Origin of the sequence: Fibrobacter sp. (genome assembly GCF_045112255.1) — a bacterium.
GTDB lineage: Bacteria > Fibrobacterota > Fibrobacteria > Fibrobacterales > Fibrobacteraceae > Fibrobacter.
In genome coordinates, this window is sequence record NZ_JBGUHR010000037.1 from 24562 (window position 1) to 40525 (window position 15964).

A 15964-nucleotide genomic window follows, 5' to 3' on the forward strand; every position below is an offset into this window, starting at 1 on the left:
GGATGGCGAGAGGTGTATTTGAAGTAAAAAAGGAACATGACGACAATGAGCTAATCCAGTTCCCGATCAATCTTGAGGAAAAGCTTGTCCTGCAAACTTAAAAAATCGTAGCCGCTGGCGATGATGTATTGTAGAACGTGCCTGATAAAAACAAAAAGGACAAATATGGCTACGTAAAAAGTGATCATACTTGCTTGGAAAAGAAGAAGTCCTTGATGCGCTTTGTTGCTTTGGCGTCATCATATTTTATGAATAGCTGCCTCAAAAAAGCCCTTTTCTTTTTTTCGGGATCCTTCCCTTCGGCGATATCACGGATGGCGGCCTGGAGTTGTGCCATATTGTAGGTTATATGTCCTGCACAGATTGATTCTATGGGTTCGATAAAGAATCCCCTTGTTTCTCGGTAGCGCTCGATATCATAGAAATAATAGATGATGGGGCGGTCCATATAAAGGAAATCGTAAACGGTAGTCGTGTAATCTGTGATGATGCTGTCCGAAATGGCAAGAATCGGGTTCAGGCTCGTTTTGATTTTTTGTGCGAGATCCTTGTAGAACAGGATATGCTTTGAACCTTCTGTGTTTACGACGGATGTTTGTGCCTGCTGAATGGGGTGGACTTTTGCGATAATCAAGGTTCCGGTTTCGGTAAGCGTTTGCTCAAGGTTCTGGAGTTCGTTTTCGGAGACGTGTCCCCAGATGGATCGCCTGGTCGCCTTGTCTGCGTCGTAAAATTCTCGTGCCGGATTTTCATAGTCGCGATGCGTCGGTACGTAAGTGATCAGCTTGTTTATCTTGAATCCTACGAGATTTTCAATTTGGTTCCTCAATGCTGAATAATCCTTAAAAAGGATGTCGTTTCGCGGAAAGCCGAGCGATATGAAATGCGGGTAGTAATGGCAGTTGTCGAGCGCAATAAATTTGGAACTGATATCGGATGTGGAGAGATGGTAATCGTACATTCTGTACATATCCTTTTGTTCCTGGAGCATCTTGTCGAATCCGCCGTGATTTGTCCATCGGTGAAATTCATTTTTGATCAGTCCGCCAAAGTAATTCAGGCAGATGGCTCTTTGCGTTGAAACTTTGTATTGGATGCGCGTGTAGTCGGAGTCCGTAAAGATGGTGTAGCATTTAGAAATCGCTTTACGTGTTCCTTTTCCATCTTTGAATCTGACAAAGTGGATTCGGTTGAGATTGAATTTTTCGCAATAGTCTCTATAAGACTGTAAACGGTCATCGTGATAATACAGAAGATAGAACTGGTAATCGTTAAATCTCGGATCGCGAATCATGTCGTTGAAAAGGCAAAGGACATTGTCGGATTCTCCGTTGAGAATATCGTAGCCGTCGAGTCCGCAATTTTCATGGGGATAAAAGAAAACAGCCTTGGGATTCTTCTCCGTAAGCTTGTTGCATAAGCATTTTATCTTTAACTTGAATCGATCCAAAATTTTCATTTTTTCTTCTTGAATTTTTCTTTAAGTAGGTCAACGAGTTCCAGCATGTCGGGATTCTTGCGGAGCATGATCCAGTAAAGCATCAGGGCGACTGCGCTTCCAAGCATCAGAGTTACGATATGTGGCAACCCTAAATAAGTTATAAAATAAGCCGGAGTGCAGGCAAGTACGCAGCGGATGAGATAGGGTGCAAAGTCCTTGACTTGCTGAATGTAGCCTAAGTGGAACAGCTTTCCGGTATAGTAGGTGTTGATAAACACTGCAATTTGGTTATAGATGAATTTTGCAAGGCAGATCGCGAGAACCCCGTGAGGGATTGCCAGTAAAATAAGGGTAATGGAAATGGATTTCTTTATGATTTCCAATTTAAGGAACAAGTCCGAACGGCCCTTGACCTTGAGCAAGTTCAGGTTGATTGTGCTTAAATGGTCGAACATGTAGGAAAATGCGAAAATATGGAGGTAGATGACAGAGTCTGCCCACTTGTCTGTAAATACAAGAAGGATAAATGGCTCTGCTAGTGCGCAAAGTATTCCAGAAACGATGAATATGCCAAGAGAGGTGATTCGGATGTACTTGCGGTATATGCGTACGAGCTGGGTTTCGTCATCCTGAATTTTGGCGAGGATGGGGTAGGTGACGGTTTGCAGGACTCCGTTTATGGTGCTGCCGGGTAAGTCGGCGATGCTTGCACCTCGGGTGTAAAAGCCGAGATCCTTTGCGGAGTAGAACTTGCCTATGGCAAATGTTGTCAGGTTCCTATAGAGTGTATGCAGGAGGCCTGCGGCAAGGAGGCGGCTGCCAAACGAACCGAGTCGCTTGAATGATTCGCTGCTGAAACCTGCTTTGGGAATCCAGCGGCAGATGTAGCAGATGAAAACAAGATTGATGATGGCGGAAATAATTTGCTGGTACACCAAAGCCCAAACGCCGAATCCCTTGTAGGCGAGGATGACTCCGCAAACACCTCCGATAAGGGTTGCCCAGATTCTCCGTTTGGCTAAAGATCTAAAATCAAGCCTGATGTTTAGCATGGACACCTGGACCGCCATTGCTGCATTGATAATCAGAGTCACTGCCTGTACTCTTAAAATCGGGCAGAGAATGGGAATGTTGAAAAATGTGGCTATACAGGGCGCTGCAAAGAAGAGTATCGCGTAAACGGCAACCGATATGAGTAGATTGAAATAGAAAACGGTGCTGTAATCTTTTTGTGTCGGATTCTTTGTTCGGATGAGGGCCGAGTTGAACCCGCTGTCGATAAATGCTTGCGAGATTTCAAAAAAGATGGCGAGTAGTCCGACCGTTCCAAAGTCAGTCGGAAGGAGTAGACGGGCTAAGACAATTCCTATAATAAATTGAATACCCTGAGCGGCAACGCGTTCAAGGAAATTCCATTTGGAACCGCTAATCGTCTGTTGCTTAATTGAACTCATGGGGACTTAGACTTTGTCCTTTTTCCAGTAAAATTTGATGAATGATTGATGGGGTTCGCGGTCGCTTTCCGGGGGGAGCTGCATATAGTCTCCATAGACGGCCTGCAAGACAGTGTCGTAGTCCTTCAAAGCGTAGAATTGGGAATCCTCGAAATCCAGGAGGATTCTTTCGTTAAATGTATTCACCGGGAAATGTTCTACAGGACCGTTGTCCATGACGGAAAGCTGTGACCAGAAGTTGGCGCTTTCAAAAGGAATCTGGGCGATTTTCTCGTTATATTCTTTTTGCATCCTGTGACCGCCAAGCCCATTTCTCTTGCGCAGCTTCTTGAGAAAAAGCTTGAGCTTGTTCTTGATGCCTGCGCAGTGCGTTACTCGCTTGAACTGGATCTTTTTGGGAATGATCTTTTCCCATTCGTCGTGCAGGTTGCTGTACAGCGTCTTGAAATCATCAAAGTTGTCGGGAACGCCGTCCAGAGGGAATATGTCAATCCAGACACCTGCGGGTTCTGCAATCCAATGCGCATTTTTGGCTATGGTTTTCTTGTTGTCAAAAACTCGTGCGTAGGCAATCAGGCAGTCGAATTTGCATCCTTCTCCAAAGAAAGCTATTTCGTATTTTTCAGATTTGTATGTCCTTATGAAACGCTCGTAGTCAGAACGGGGCATGCATATGTCGATATCGTTATCCCAGGGGATAAAGCCGTGATGCCGTATTGCGCCAATGAGAGTCCCGTAGGCTAAGGTGTAGCGGATGTTTTCCTTTTCGCAAAATCTGTGGACATCCTTTAAAATGTCAAGGGAGAAATCCTGGATTTCTTTTAGAGTAAGTTCCTTCATATTCAAAAGCCCCACTAGAATTCCCTGTAATCTATTGGAGTGCCTATTGATTTAAAATAAATGTTTTGTTCTTCTAGAGTATGAGGCGTTCCGACATCGTTCGGAAATTGCATCCAGTTCTTGCCATATGTGAATTCTAAAATGGCATGTGGGTCATTTGGTCCTGGGAAAACTGCGTTTTCAAAGGTTATTGGATGCAAGGGGTATAGTGAATTGTAGTCCCAAAATCCTCGGAATTTAAATTCAGTGAGCGCCCAGTTGCCGATTCCCGGGGTGATACGCGATGTCTTCTCTTCAGAGAAAATGTCGTTGTTCTTTAGCTCGTTTTCGAAAAACTCAAATTTATCCTTCCAGCTGTGATCACTGTGGACGAAATTGCAAATTTTTTCCCGATAGGAGATGAACTGTTCCTCAGTCACGTCGTCCTTGACAAAGTCGTTCGGAAAGAATTCGACATTCACGGAATCCCTGAGGCAGGTTCCCTGGAAAATGTGCAAACAGAATGGCGTTAGGATAAATACATGTTTACCGGGATTAGCACGGATTGCCATGTCGTAGAATTTTGCAGAAAAGCAGTCCTTTTTAGTAGAGTCAATCCATACAAAATCTTTTTTTGCAATTTCAATAAGCTGATTGAATTCCTTGCGCGTAACACTAAGGTCAACATCGTCATCCCAGGGAATGAATCCTTTATGTCTGCATGCTCCAAGAAGAGCACCGCCGTCCAGAAAAGGCTTGATGTTGTACGGTTCAAGTATTTTAAGGATTTCCTGGGTAAACGCTAGTTCCCTAAGCTGAAAATCACGCAGGTAACCTGTTGCAGGCTTCATTTCTGTAATGTCGAAATGGTGCTTGAAATATTCAATTTGATATTTTAGGTCTTCAATTTCCTTGTTCAGTTTTGCAATTTCCTGCTTGTTTGTGAAGATCTTTTTTAATGCGTTCTTCACCCGTTTCGGGAATAGTTTGTTAATAATACTGGACATTGAAGAATCTCTTAGATGAAACCTTTTTTCTGCAAATCTTTAAAAGCATCTACAAGCTTATCGTAATCTTCGGTCGTGAGTGCTCCGATATGGCCGACACGGAATACGGTATCCTTCATCTCGCCGCCGTTGGGGCAGATCCACATGCCGTATTCGTCCTTGATCTTGAGGAATATGTCGTTAGCGGACGCTGTTGTCGGGTGGAGCGGCGTGACTGCATTCGAGAGCGATTCCGAAACAATCTCGAACGGAAGCCCCTTGATCTTTTCGCGGAAATAGTTTGCAAGGGCTGCTGTGCGGGCGATTTCTGCTTCCACGCCTCCGTTGGCGTCGATTTCCTTGAGGCGGGCGTTGATCTGACGCAAAATGCTTACTGCTGGTGTCCAAGGCGTCTGTCCGCGTTCGGCGTTCTTCAATGCGATTTTCAGGTCCAGATATTGGCACTTGCACTTGATGCGGTCGATGCGCTCAAGTGACTTGGGCGAAAGCGCCATGACCGAAATGCCTGGCGGGCAGGCGAGCGCTTTCTGGGATCCCGTAATCATCACGTCTGCACCGAGGGCTGCCATGTCGAATGGGTCGGCAAGGAAGGTGCTGATGCAGTCGACAATCAGGAAGAGGTTGTTCCTCTTGCAGAAGTCGCTGATGAGCTGCATGTCGTAGTGGACACCTGTCGAAGTTTCGTGCTTGTTCACGATGAATGTGGTGTATCCCTTGCCTTCGAAATCCTTTAAGTGCTCTGCTTTAAGAGCCTTGCCCGGATTGAGTTTGATTTCGGTAAAGGGAATTTCGTGCAGTTCGCAGAGTTCAACAAAGCGATGGCCAAAGCTTCCGCCGTTTACGATGATGGCTTTGTCTTTTGGTGAGAGCGTGTTCATGATGGCGGTTTCCATGCCGGCAGAACCTGAACCGGTGATGAAAACGACTCTGGAACCTTCCGGGGCGTGTGCAAATTTTTTGACAAGCCTTTCGTTTTCAAACATAAGTTCTGAAAATTCGGCTGTACGGAAATACGGAACTTGTTCTGCGCCGATTGCGCGAACGGCATCGCTAGACTGTACTGGGCCTACCGTAAAGTTGATCATAAAAAGCCTCTAGATTTCGAAAAAGTTCTTGCGTTCGTTAAACTGCTGCATGACAAAAGCCATCTGGATACTTTCGCGTCTGCGCAATCTTGCCGATGAAAAGCGCTTGTTGACGATGCAGCTGATAAATTCCTGGATCTCGTAGCGGAGTCCGAAACCGTCCCACTTGTAGAAAAATTTTTTGTTCTCGTTCTGGTTTTCGTGGCGTAGCTCGAAATAGTCTGTGAGCCACCAGGGGGCGGGAACATAGGCGTACCCCTTTGTCCCTGAAATGACAAGGTTCCCTTCGGTTTTAACGCCAAGCCCGACTTTGAAGGAACATGTGGCTCTGGGGTAGCGAAATACGCCGCGTGTGTAGGTGTCAACGCCTTTTTCCATGCGGCTGTAGAGCGTGAGTTCGTCGTAGTTGATGCCCATCAACTTGAATATCGGGAGAAGTGGATAGGAGCCTTGTTCGAAAAGTGCACCACCGGCTTGAGCAGGGTCGAATTCTCGGCCGGTCCTGTCTAGCAGTTGCGAAAGTGAAGCTTCAATATCAACAACGTCTCCGATGACGCCTGATTTTATCAGGACCACCAGGTGGTTGAATGCTGGGCAGTGGGCCGTCTTGTTTGCTTCCATAAGGATCAGTCCTTGCGATTCTGCAAACCTGTAGAGTTCCTTGGCTTGTTCGCCGTTGAGGAGCATGGGGGTTTCACAGAGAACGTGCTTTTGGGCTTTTAGGGCTGCCTTGATGTTCTCGTAGTGGGCTAGATGCGGCGTGGCTATGTAAACGGCGTCGACTCTGCTGAACAGTTCCTGGAGATTGTCGCAGACTTGGACATCGTTAAAGTTCTTTGCAAATTCTTGACTTTTCTTTTTGTCGATGTCATAGACGGAGGTGACAAAAACCCCGTTTACGATATTGGCTTCGGACGGAAAACGCCTTGCCACACGTCCGCAGCCGATGATGCCGACGCGAACGATGTCTTGCGATTCTGCTCGCAGCATTGTTGACGAGATGCCTTCGGTACGCGGGAGATAAACGACTTTGCAAAATTCATTCAGGTAATCGAATTTGCCTTCCCAGTCAGAACCGATGGCAAAAATATCGACATCGTATTTCTGGACGTCGTCAATTTTTTGGCCAACGTAATCCTCGATAATGATCTGGTCCGCAAGTCCTGTCGCCTTCACGGCTTCTACGCGTTCGAGGACGTTGTTGCGTACATTGAGCTTGCCGCGGTCACGGTCGAAATTGTCGTTAGTGACACCGACAATCAAGTAGTCGCCAAGTTCTTTGGCGCGACGCAAAAGATTGATATGTCCCTGATGGAGAAGGTCAAATGTACCGTATGTGATTACCTTTGTCATTATAACTATTTAAGATAGAAATTTTTGATTATCTCCATTTGCTGCGAGGCGCTGTGGCTATTGTGAACGGCTTACGGGTGCATGCTCTGTATTGTTTTCTCGAACATGGATTTCAAATCTGTTGTGGCTTGCCATCCGAGATTATTTAGCTTTGATGTGTCCAGATTCATGTGTAAAGTCTGGGCATAGCCAAATCTTGAAATGTCGCTTTCTTCGATTTTAACCTGAATCCTGTTCTGGGCGATTTCCTGCGCGACAAGTTGGGCCATTTCGTAGATGGAGCAGTATGAATCCTCGTTGGCTGCATTGTAGGCTTCGCCGGGTTTTCCTTTTGTAAGGACCGTGAGGATGGCTGTTGCCGCATCAAGCGTGTACAGGTAACTGCGCTTTGTCTCGCCTTTGGTGCGTAAAACGATGTCGCGTCCTTCAATGGCGCATCTCGACAGCTCGGCGAAAATTCGCCCATCGTTGTACTGGACTCCCGGTCCGAATGTTTGCGTGAGGCGGACTACTTTTGTGGGGACATTTCGCTCGCTTGCGTAGGCGGTACAAAGGGATTCGCAAAGTCGCTTGCTTTCGGGATAGCTGGTACGGACATTCATAGTGTCTAGATCCGTGCCGTGCGTTTCGAAAATTTTGTCGTCATTGTGTGGCGTACCGTAGATTTCCATGCTTGACAAGTACACGAATCCTTTGACATTCTTCTGGCAGGCTAGTTCAAGCATGTTCTTGGTCCCGGCGATGGCTATTTCAATAACCTGGACTGGTGTGTCGATGAAAGCCTTGCTTGAAGTCTCGCTTGCGGCGTGGATAATGTAGTCAATGGGAGCTTCTATGCATATAGGGCTTCTGACATCGCCTTTGAAAAATGAGATGTTCGAACAGTCAATATCCTGGAAGATTTGTTTTGCTTTGACTTCATCGCGGACGAAAGCTATGATTTTTGCGGACGGTGCATTTTTTGAAATCGTCCTGATTAGCGTACTGCCGATGAGTCCTGTTGCTCCAGAAATGAATAAAGTCCTGGATTCGATTTCCTTGAATACTTCAGCTAAACTCATCTTTACTCCAATCCGTAAATCTGGGCGTCCTCTTTGACTTGCAGGATGGCTCTCATGGTGTAGAAATCATCGGGCGTTGTTATTTTGATGTTTTCGTATGGACCGTCAGTCATATGGAGGCTGTAGCCATAATGCTTCATGATGGTGCAGGAATCTATGAAGTCATGGATGTTTTCAGAAAGAGCCTTCTGATGGGCGTCAAGAATGTCCTTGAGCCAAAAGCTTTGTGGTGCCTTTGCGACTCGGGAATGGGCCCTGTCGGGTACCAGGACAACGCCTCCATTGTCGTCAATCTCGACAATGGTTTCTTTTACAATCGCGCCCGTTATGGATGACCCGAACTGCTTGACGTTCTGGATGTTCTGCGAAAGCAGCTGCGGGCTTATTAGCGGTCGTACGCCATCGTGGATCAAGACGATGGATGGCTCCTCTTTTGCAATTTCCTTTGCGGCGCAAAGTCCGTTATAAATGGAAAGCTGGCCGGTTTTACCGCCTTCAACGACAGCCCTTATTTTTTTAAGATGGTGCTTTTCTAGAAGGCCGTTCAAAAAGTCTATCCATTCTTTTACGCAAACGACGACAACGGCGTCTATGTCGGCGCAGTTTTCAAAATGACTCAGGGTATGGACAATGATGGGCTTGTCGTGAATTTTTAAAAACTGCTTCGGCAAGTCTCTGCTGTGCATGCGGGAACCGACGCCGCCTGCGAAAATGACGCCAATATTCATAATAGACCTTTCGTTAATGTCCTAAAAGATAGATAATTATTAGGATTTGATTTAAAGATGCTCGTCAATCCACTGTAAACGCTGCTCGGTCCATTTCTTTAGGCTGTCTACGGCATCGCTGTAGCTCTTGTATGAATCGACAAATGGCCAGTGGTCATCGGTTTCGAGAACAGGCCAGCGCTTAAATTCGTTTTTTGAAGCCTTCTGCAAAATCTTTGATGACGACTGGATGGAATCTGGTAAATTTTCGAAAAATGCCCGATGTGCCTTCCAGTATTTGCTGACGTGTTCTGTGAAGGTCTTGTTTTTGAAAAGGTATTTGTACCATCCCTGGTAACGGACGTACCAGCTGTATGGACTTGTCTTTTGCTTATTGCCTGTGCCGTAGGCGAGGTCGAAATCCCAGACGGGACCCATCTGGAAAGGTTCTCCGTCTTGCCACGTGATGAAGATGCTCCGGCCGAAGGCGCCGTCGATGTTTTTAGAGAATTCTTGAATCCAGTAGTAGCGGACAAAGTCTTCTATATCAATCCATTGTTTTAGGTCGATATCGCCTTTTTCTAGACTTTGTTCAAAGTCGTCTACGTGATTTTTTAGAAAATTGGTGATATTTGCGTTTGCGTCTTTAGGATAGCGTATGATGAATGAATTGTTGAGATAGCTCTTGAAGAAGATCTCGTCATCGTCAAGGTCTCTTGTCTTTTCAAAGAAAAAGCTTGAGTCGCTTTCTGTGAGGTCTATGCGGTCCTTGGATACTTTCTGGTGTTCTACAAGCTGATAGACTCCGAGATACTCTCTGTTGAAATACACTTCGACAAACTGGCTTCGTGGGGAATAGTCGTCTCCCAGAATTTGTGCAAGCTGGTAGGTGATGTAGTTTCTCAGCATGCTTTTGTCGCGCTGGTTTGCGACCAAGTCCCATTCTTTGTCCTGAGGCATTCCAAAGAGGGACTGCTTTTTCTTGAACTTGAGCTTGATCCCGTATTTTGCCATCGTAAAACTGGAACTACCGCGACCCTTGACCGTCAAATCCAGCACATCGCTCTCTGGGCTGTTTTTGCCGTAGATTTGAAGCTTGGCCGGAATCTTGGTTTCCTTGTTTCTGATTTGGGCGAAGTTTTCCGTTTCAATGACCAGACGCGGCAAGTCCACGTATGGATATTCCGAATCATCTAGTGGTAGATAGCTAGGATTGCTATCGATATCGCTCCAAACGCAGGAGCATAGCATGCTAAAGACGAAAAGGAATATTGATAATCGGACCACTTCGAGAAATTTAGAATTTGCTTTTTATTTCCAGTTGATGTTGAGTGTCTGGATCAAGGAATCTAGGCGATGGGTAAGCTTGGCGGCTCCTAGTTCGGATAGATGGTCGGCATCCATGGCCATCTCGTCTGTATAGTCGTGATCTCCCATTTTATTTTCATCGACCAGGATGAAATTCGGGTATTTCTCCATGAAATCGTCCAGAATCTTCATGTATTTTGGAACGGCGCTTCTTAAGAGTCCGTGACGGCCGAATGCTCCTGTTTCCTTGTAGGCCGGATTTTGCGGTGTGATTACGCCTATTACGGTAATCTTTTCCTCGTTGCATTTTTGCAACAGCTTCTCGAAGGTTTCGATCTTTCCTTCAAATACTTTTCGGCTGCTTTCCCAGTTGATCCAATTGGAGTCCATAACAAAAATGGGAGAACCCCACTGGCTGGGACTTTGCGGATAAAATCCTCGGTTAGGACGTAATGCGGATGCGTATTTCGGAGCTCCTGGAGAATTGAATGTAGCTTTGTATAGTTTGTCTGTTTCTTTGCCCACCCAGAAGTCGTGATTTTTATCGTAAACGTAGCCTGGATAGGATTTGTATGAATCATAGAAAATATTCTCTTTTGTTGTTCCTGGGTAGTGTCCGCGGTCTAGGTCTACAGAAGTAATGAGGACTTTTAATTTTTTATAATGGGGCAGAATGTAGTCGTAAAAAAGAGTGCTGTTGCCAATGATGCTTGATGAAGACACCGACAGATTGACGGCGGTAATTTCTTTATTGAATAGAAGAGGATTTATTCCGAAGTAAGAACGCGAAGAACCTATAATTACGGTGTTCGAAGAATCCTTGAATTGCCATAATAATTCCATTTTGTATCTGAATACAATTGCGTTGGGGCAGGCTCCCGATGTGTTGTAATACATTCCTGCACTATCGGGATCGAATACGAAATCGTTGTCGTCTCTGGCTATCTTTTTCTTGATCCAGAAACAGGGATGCCATAGCTCTTCGCCTTCCGCAAGGTCGATGTTCTTGTTTTTGGCAAGATTCATCAGAGAAATTCTTTTATGTGCCCCGCTGGAATTGACAAGCGTGGCGACCATGTTGTCGTTTGTTTCTCCAACAGCCCATTCGCTGTGATCGAATGTGTAGCCTGTTGGCGCTTGTATGTACTGCTTGAGCTTTCCTGTGCTATCGGCAATGAGAATGTATTGGTGCGTGGCGTAATCTTTCCCAATGAAGTCCTTGCCTGTTTTTCCCGCGAAGTCCAGGAATGCGGTCCGTTTGCTGCTGTCTTTTGCAAGGGATGCATTGCAGGCTTGTTCTTTGTTATACCAAATGGTATCTTTGCCTTTGACTCTTGCACGTAATAGCCTTGCTCCGGTTACGGACAAATTTTCGTCTTCGCTGATGCCGCCGTGATAGGCTCCGTTGAATAGTTTTTTAGGTGACCCGAATTTTCCGTTTGCAAAAGGAACTTGCCAAGTGCTGTAACTTTGGAATGCGTCGTTGTCCTTGTTGTTCCCTGGATTTGAAACATATGTAATTACGGTATCGCCATTTTTCAAGACATCCCAGCGCGGAATGGCAGCGCTTTTGACATCTAGTTTAATCAGTTTTGATCCTGTAGAATCCAGATTTCGTACGTAAAGACTGGATGGGTTTGTAAGCCCCTCAAGCCCGGTGCAGAACGCGACTTTTTTACCGTCAGGTGAAATGTCCGGGTGGTAAGCGGATATTGTATCGACGATCTCAATGATGCTGCTTTCGTCTTTCGCATAGTCAATGTAGGCGAGATTGCCTGTTATGTCGTTGCGGAATACAAGCTTCATGCCGGTTGTCTTTGTGTAATCCCATAAATCGTCTGTCTTGGCGAGAATCAATACCGGAGATTCCAGAACGCGTCCCTGGTTGTCTAGCCAGGTGGCTTCGGGGATAGCTCCGAGCGCAAGCCTGAATCCGATGTAGTCTGCATGTGAGGCCGATGTTACCGTATATACGTCGCCTCGTGAATACAGGTTTAATTTGCCAGATTCGGAATTGTATCCTTTAACGACGCGTTCCCCAAGATCGTTAGAATTTTTTGCGCCTGCAAAGTTGACAATAGTTGTGTCCTTGAGTTTTCCAAGATAGTCGTTTGTCCATTCTATGAACTTGCCGGAAAAGTCTTTGAATTTATATGAGCTAGTCGCGGCCTTAATCCATTCGGCTTCGGTTGGGAGGCGGTAACCTTTGCTGTCGGCGTTGTAAATGAATCCGCTCAGATTTGTGCAGTGCCCTTCATCGTCAAAGGTTGCTTTTGAATATTCGTAGGCGCTGTCGAGAGATTCGTTTTTGCTTTTTTGATTTGCGAAAAGTACGGCGTCGAAAAAGGTAATGTCGGTGATGGGGCCTTCCTTATCGCAATCGATGGCTTTGGCGATCTTTTCGCCTTTCATGACCTTTTTAAATTCGTTGCAGGTCACTTCGGTAGTGTCCATGAAGTAGTCGTAATTCAGGACCGTCTTGAGTTCAGGAGTCTCGCTTTCTTTTGCGCCCTTTTTCTTTGTTCCGAGGGTAACGACTTTTTGAGAGCTTTCGACCAGAATCATTCCCGCGTGAGTTTCTGGAGTCTTGTTGCTAGGATCGTCCGCGGTACTGCCCGGATTATCGCTACAGGCTACCAATGCGTAAATAATTGCTATATAAGTCGAAAGGTATTTTATCATGCTTCAAAATATAACAACCGTAAATATAAAAGTGTAGGAATATAATTAGATTGTCTGAATTTTTATTTATCTTAACGGCGGTACTTGATGATTGCGCTTCTTAAAAGGATTTTCGTCTTTTTGCTTTTGCCTGGTTCGTTTGTCGCGTTTGCCCGCGAGCCGGTTTTCCCAGTGCGCACCCCCGAAAGCTTTGTGCAACTGGGTGGGCTTGCAGAACTCCGTGATGACGTCTACAGCGCCGATCTGAACTTGACTGGAGCGTATGCGCCTTGCAAGTGCTTTAGCGTTTTCGGCGATTTTGCGTATCGGTTTGTGAGTTATGAATACAATCTCGAATTCCATGATCAAATTCACGAAGTGGTGGACTTGCGTGTGAATGGCCTGAACGAATCCTATCTGGGTTTCAAGATGATGCCGTTTCCGCTTTGGGGCGTCGATGTGAATTGGCGATTCCCGCCACGCGGTGGTTCCCAGGTAAACCGATTCCACCGATTTGGAATTTCGCCGTTTGGCCTTTACGAGCTATCGCAAAATATGACGCTTGGCGCGGCGATCGAATTTTTTACGTTTCTTGAAAAAAGCGGATTTCGCCCTGGAGATGAACTGGGCCTTAAGGGATCTATTTCATGGACGCTGCCGTGGTATCGCAGTGACCGTTCCGGATGGAAGCTGGACTATGTTTTCCTGTACCGTTGGCGCATCCAGGAATCAGAAAACTTGAATCTCGATAAGCCGTACCGTAAGATGGACGATCTGTATCGAGGTTTCAAAATGCATGTCGATGCGGTCCGCTATTTCACATGGCTCAAAAAAATCTTCGAGATATCGCTATCCTACGAAATAAATCGCGGATACCTGTTTGGCATGGAAACAGGTCACGCGTTTGGTTTTAATGCAAGGATGGATTTCGACTAGTATTTGCCGTACTTGTAGCCGTAGCCGTCGTTGTGGCCATGTTCGTACTTGTTGATGACAAAGCTTGCATGTGCCGTGTTGTTGCCCTTCAAAAGCTGCTTCATGCCGTCCTGGATGGCGTCGATACTGTGCTTGTTGTATTCGATGACCATGACGATCTGTGCGGCAACGCGGCAGGCGAGAGCGGCGTCTGTTACGAGCATGATCGGCGGCGTGTCGATGATGATCAAGTCGTACCTGCTCTTGAGTTCCTGGATCAAGTCGCTGTAGCGCTTGGATCCCAGTAGCTCGGACGGGTTGCTGGGAACATTTCCGCAGGGGATTATTTCCAGGTTTTCAACTTCGGTCTTGCTGATCACTTCTTCTGCTGTTGCGGTGTGCAACAACACCTGAGAAAGTCCCTTGCCGCGCTTGATCCCGAATTCCTTGTGCAGGCGTCCTTTGCGAAGGTCTGCATCGATAAGCAGAACCTTCTTGCCGAGTCCTGCGTATAGGGCGGCGAGGTTTACGGAAATAAAGCTCTTGCCTACGCCGGGGATAAGACCGCTGATGCCGATGATTGGGCTTGAACCTTCGTCCATGCTGAATTCAAGAGAACTGCGCAATGTGCGGAGCGATTCGATGGCGACATCGTCTGGTTCGACCACGGCAAGCGGACATGTGCCCTTGGTGCCCTTGGGATTGCCTTTGGGAACTTTGGCGTAAACGCTGAAGCCGGTTTCGCGTTCGATGAAGTGTGCGTCGCGAACGCCGTTGCTGAACTTGCTCTTAAGCAGGGCGATGCATGCACCCAGAAGAACTCCAAAGAACAAGGCAATGCATACGATAACGGTTTTTCTTGGCTTTGACGGCTTTTTGACTTCTTCGGCAAAGTCTATAATGCGGACTGAACCCACTTCGCCGGCCGAAACGAGTTTAAGCTGCTGGATGTTGTTGAGCATGGTCGTGTACATGATCTTGCTCATGTCAACTTCGTTTGTGAGCTTGAGTACTTCTTGCTGCGTTGCCGGAAGCTTCTTTGTCTCGTTGGAATTTAAAGCCAGTTCACGCTTGATGGCGGCTTCCTGTTCTTCGAGAGTCTTGATTGTTGGATGCTCCGGCTGGAACAGGCGAATGGCGCTCTGTTTCTTTTGTTGCAATTCAAGCAGGCTCTGCTGGAGACGGGTGCGCTTTTCAAGGACGAGCCTTGTTTCAGCATCGATGTCGATGGAGCCGACCTTGTTTCTGTAGGTGTTGAATTTGAGGAGCGAGCTGTCCATTTGCGCTTTGACGTCGGGCAACTGCTTTTCCAGAAATTCCAGAGTCTTTTGGGCTTCGGCGTTTCTCTGTTCTACGTTTTGGCGCAAGTATGTCGTGGCGATTTCGTTTACGATTTTTGTTGCGCGGTCTGGATAAATGTCCTGGTAGCTGAATTCCAGTATTCCAGTTTTCTTGCCTCTTTCCTTGACTTCGAAAGCGCCCTTAAATTTTGCGATAGCGTCCAGACGGTCTAGCTTTGTAAGTTCAAATTCTTGCCCAGCTACGGCTTCCATGTTGAATACGCTGAAAATCACAGTATCCCTTGCATATGGGATCCTGTATGTTTGTCCGATAATACCTGTCAGGATCTTCTTGTCGTTGTGGTCGTAAAGTTCAAAAGAAAGGCTGTCGATGGCCTTTGCAATCCAGGGCTTGATTTTTTCGTCCGCAGGAATGCTGTCCCAGGGAACTTCAAATGCGCTGAGTTCCATGCGGCCTTCATGATGCGTCAGCCTATCCAGCTTGTTGATGGGGTCTGCGATGTATTGCAGGTGCATCTTCTCGACGGCTTCACCGATGATCTGACGGCTGTTGATGAGTTCGATTTCTGTGGCGGCCGGGCTTGTCGAAGCGAATAAATTGCCAAGGCCCCCCATGAGGCTTAGGCTTTTGTTGTTTTTCGATTCGATTTGCAGCAAGGCGTCTACTTTATAAACAGGGCGGATCCACATTGCGACAAAGACGCCGATGATTCCAGACAAAATGATGCTTGGAATCATGATCTTCCAATTTTTAGCCAGTTCTTTCAGTAAATCGAAAAGGTCTGTTTCTTCTTTCTTAGAAGATGAAGCCATATAACCACCACTGTGTTAAATTTTTTCCTACACTCTCAA

Annotated in this window: 12 protein-coding genes; 1 reads left to right on the top strand and 11 read right to left on the bottom strand. The window is 46.4% G+C overall.

All coding sequences use genetic code 11. The annotated features are described in order from the left end of the window. Window positions 1-184: 184 nt before the first annotated feature. The 10 genes from ACJMM9_RS04060 to ACJMM9_RS04105 form a co-directional block, all read right to left on the bottom strand. The gene (locus ACJMM9_RS04060; protein ID WP_405324076.1) at window positions 185-1459 is read right to left on the bottom strand and encodes a CDP-glycerol glycerophosphotransferase family protein; all 1275 of its coding nucleotides are present in this window, start codon (window positions 1457-1459) and stop codon (window positions 185-187) included. After that, window positions 1456-2895 carry a lipopolysaccharide biosynthesis protein gene (locus ACJMM9_RS04065; protein WP_405324077.1) on the bottom strand — a complete coding sequence of 480 codons (1440 nt, stop codon included), beginning with the start codon at window positions 2893-2895 and terminating at the stop codon, window positions 1456-1458. Before ACJMM9_RS04065 ends, ACJMM9_RS04060 begins: the two co-directional genes overlap by 4 nt. A 6-nt stretch (window positions 2896-2901) precedes the next feature. Continuing rightward, window positions 2902-3735, bottom strand: a complete 834-nt coding sequence (locus ACJMM9_RS04070; protein ID WP_405324079.1) for a phosphorylcholine transferase LicD — start codon at window positions 3733-3735, stop codon at window positions 2902-2904. A gap of 14 nt (window positions 3736-3749) precedes the next feature. After that, complete coding sequence (locus ACJMM9_RS04075) at window positions 3750-4721, bottom strand: LicD family protein (RefSeq protein WP_405324081.1); 972 nt, start codon at window positions 4719-4721, stop codon at window positions 3750-3752. Between the two features lie 11 nt (window positions 4722-4732). Continuing rightward, window positions 4733-5806, bottom strand: coding sequence for a pyridoxal-phosphate-dependent aminotransferase family protein (locus ACJMM9_RS04080; protein WP_405324083.1), 1074 nt, complete (start codon window positions 5804-5806; stop codon window positions 4733-4735). A 9-nt stretch (window positions 5807-5815) separates the two neighbouring features. Next, on the bottom strand, window positions 5816-7159 hold the full coding sequence (locus tag ACJMM9_RS04085; RefSeq protein WP_405324085.1) for a Gfo/Idh/MocA family oxidoreductase: 1344 nt from the start codon (window positions 7157-7159) through the stop codon (window positions 5816-5818). 71 nt (window positions 7160-7230) lie between these two features. Next, window positions 7231-8220, bottom strand: a complete 990-nt coding sequence (locus tag ACJMM9_RS04090; protein WP_405324086.1) for an NAD-dependent epimerase/dehydratase family protein — start codon at window positions 8218-8220, stop codon at window positions 7231-7233. Window positions 8221-8222: 2 nt separating this feature from the next. Beyond that, window positions 8223-8948 carry a 2-C-methyl-D-erythritol 4-phosphate cytidylyltransferase gene (locus tag ACJMM9_RS04095; protein WP_405324088.1) on the bottom strand — a complete coding sequence of 242 codons (726 nt, stop codon included), beginning with the start codon at window positions 8946-8948 and terminating at the stop codon, window positions 8223-8225. Window positions 8949-8999: 51 nt separating this feature from the next. Then, window positions 9000-10178 (bottom strand): CotH kinase family protein, encoded by a 1179-nt coding sequence (locus ACJMM9_RS04100; protein ID WP_405324090.1) that lies wholly within the window; start codon window positions 10176-10178, stop codon window positions 9000-9002. A gap of 60 nt (window positions 10179-10238) precedes the next feature. After that, window positions 10239-12917, bottom strand: a complete 2679-nt coding sequence (locus ACJMM9_RS04105; protein WP_405324092.1) for a TIGR02171 family lipoprotein — start codon at window positions 12915-12917, stop codon at window positions 10239-10241. 87 nt (window positions 12918-13004) lie between these two features. On the opposite strand from ACJMM9_RS04105, the gene ACJMM9_RS04110 reads away from it, so the two are divergent. Continuing rightward, window positions 13005-13832, top strand: coding sequence for a hypothetical protein (locus tag ACJMM9_RS04110; RefSeq protein ID WP_405324094.1), 828 nt, complete (start codon window positions 13005-13007; stop codon window positions 13830-13832). Here ACJMM9_RS04110 and ACJMM9_RS04115 read toward each other — a convergent pair. Beyond that, window positions 13829-15925, bottom strand: coding sequence for a polysaccharide biosynthesis tyrosine autokinase (locus ACJMM9_RS04115; protein WP_405324096.1), 2097 nt, complete (start codon window positions 15923-15925; stop codon window positions 13829-13831). The genes ACJMM9_RS04110 and ACJMM9_RS04115 overlap by 4 nt on opposite strands. Between the last annotated feature and the right edge of the window lie 39 nt (window positions 15926-15964).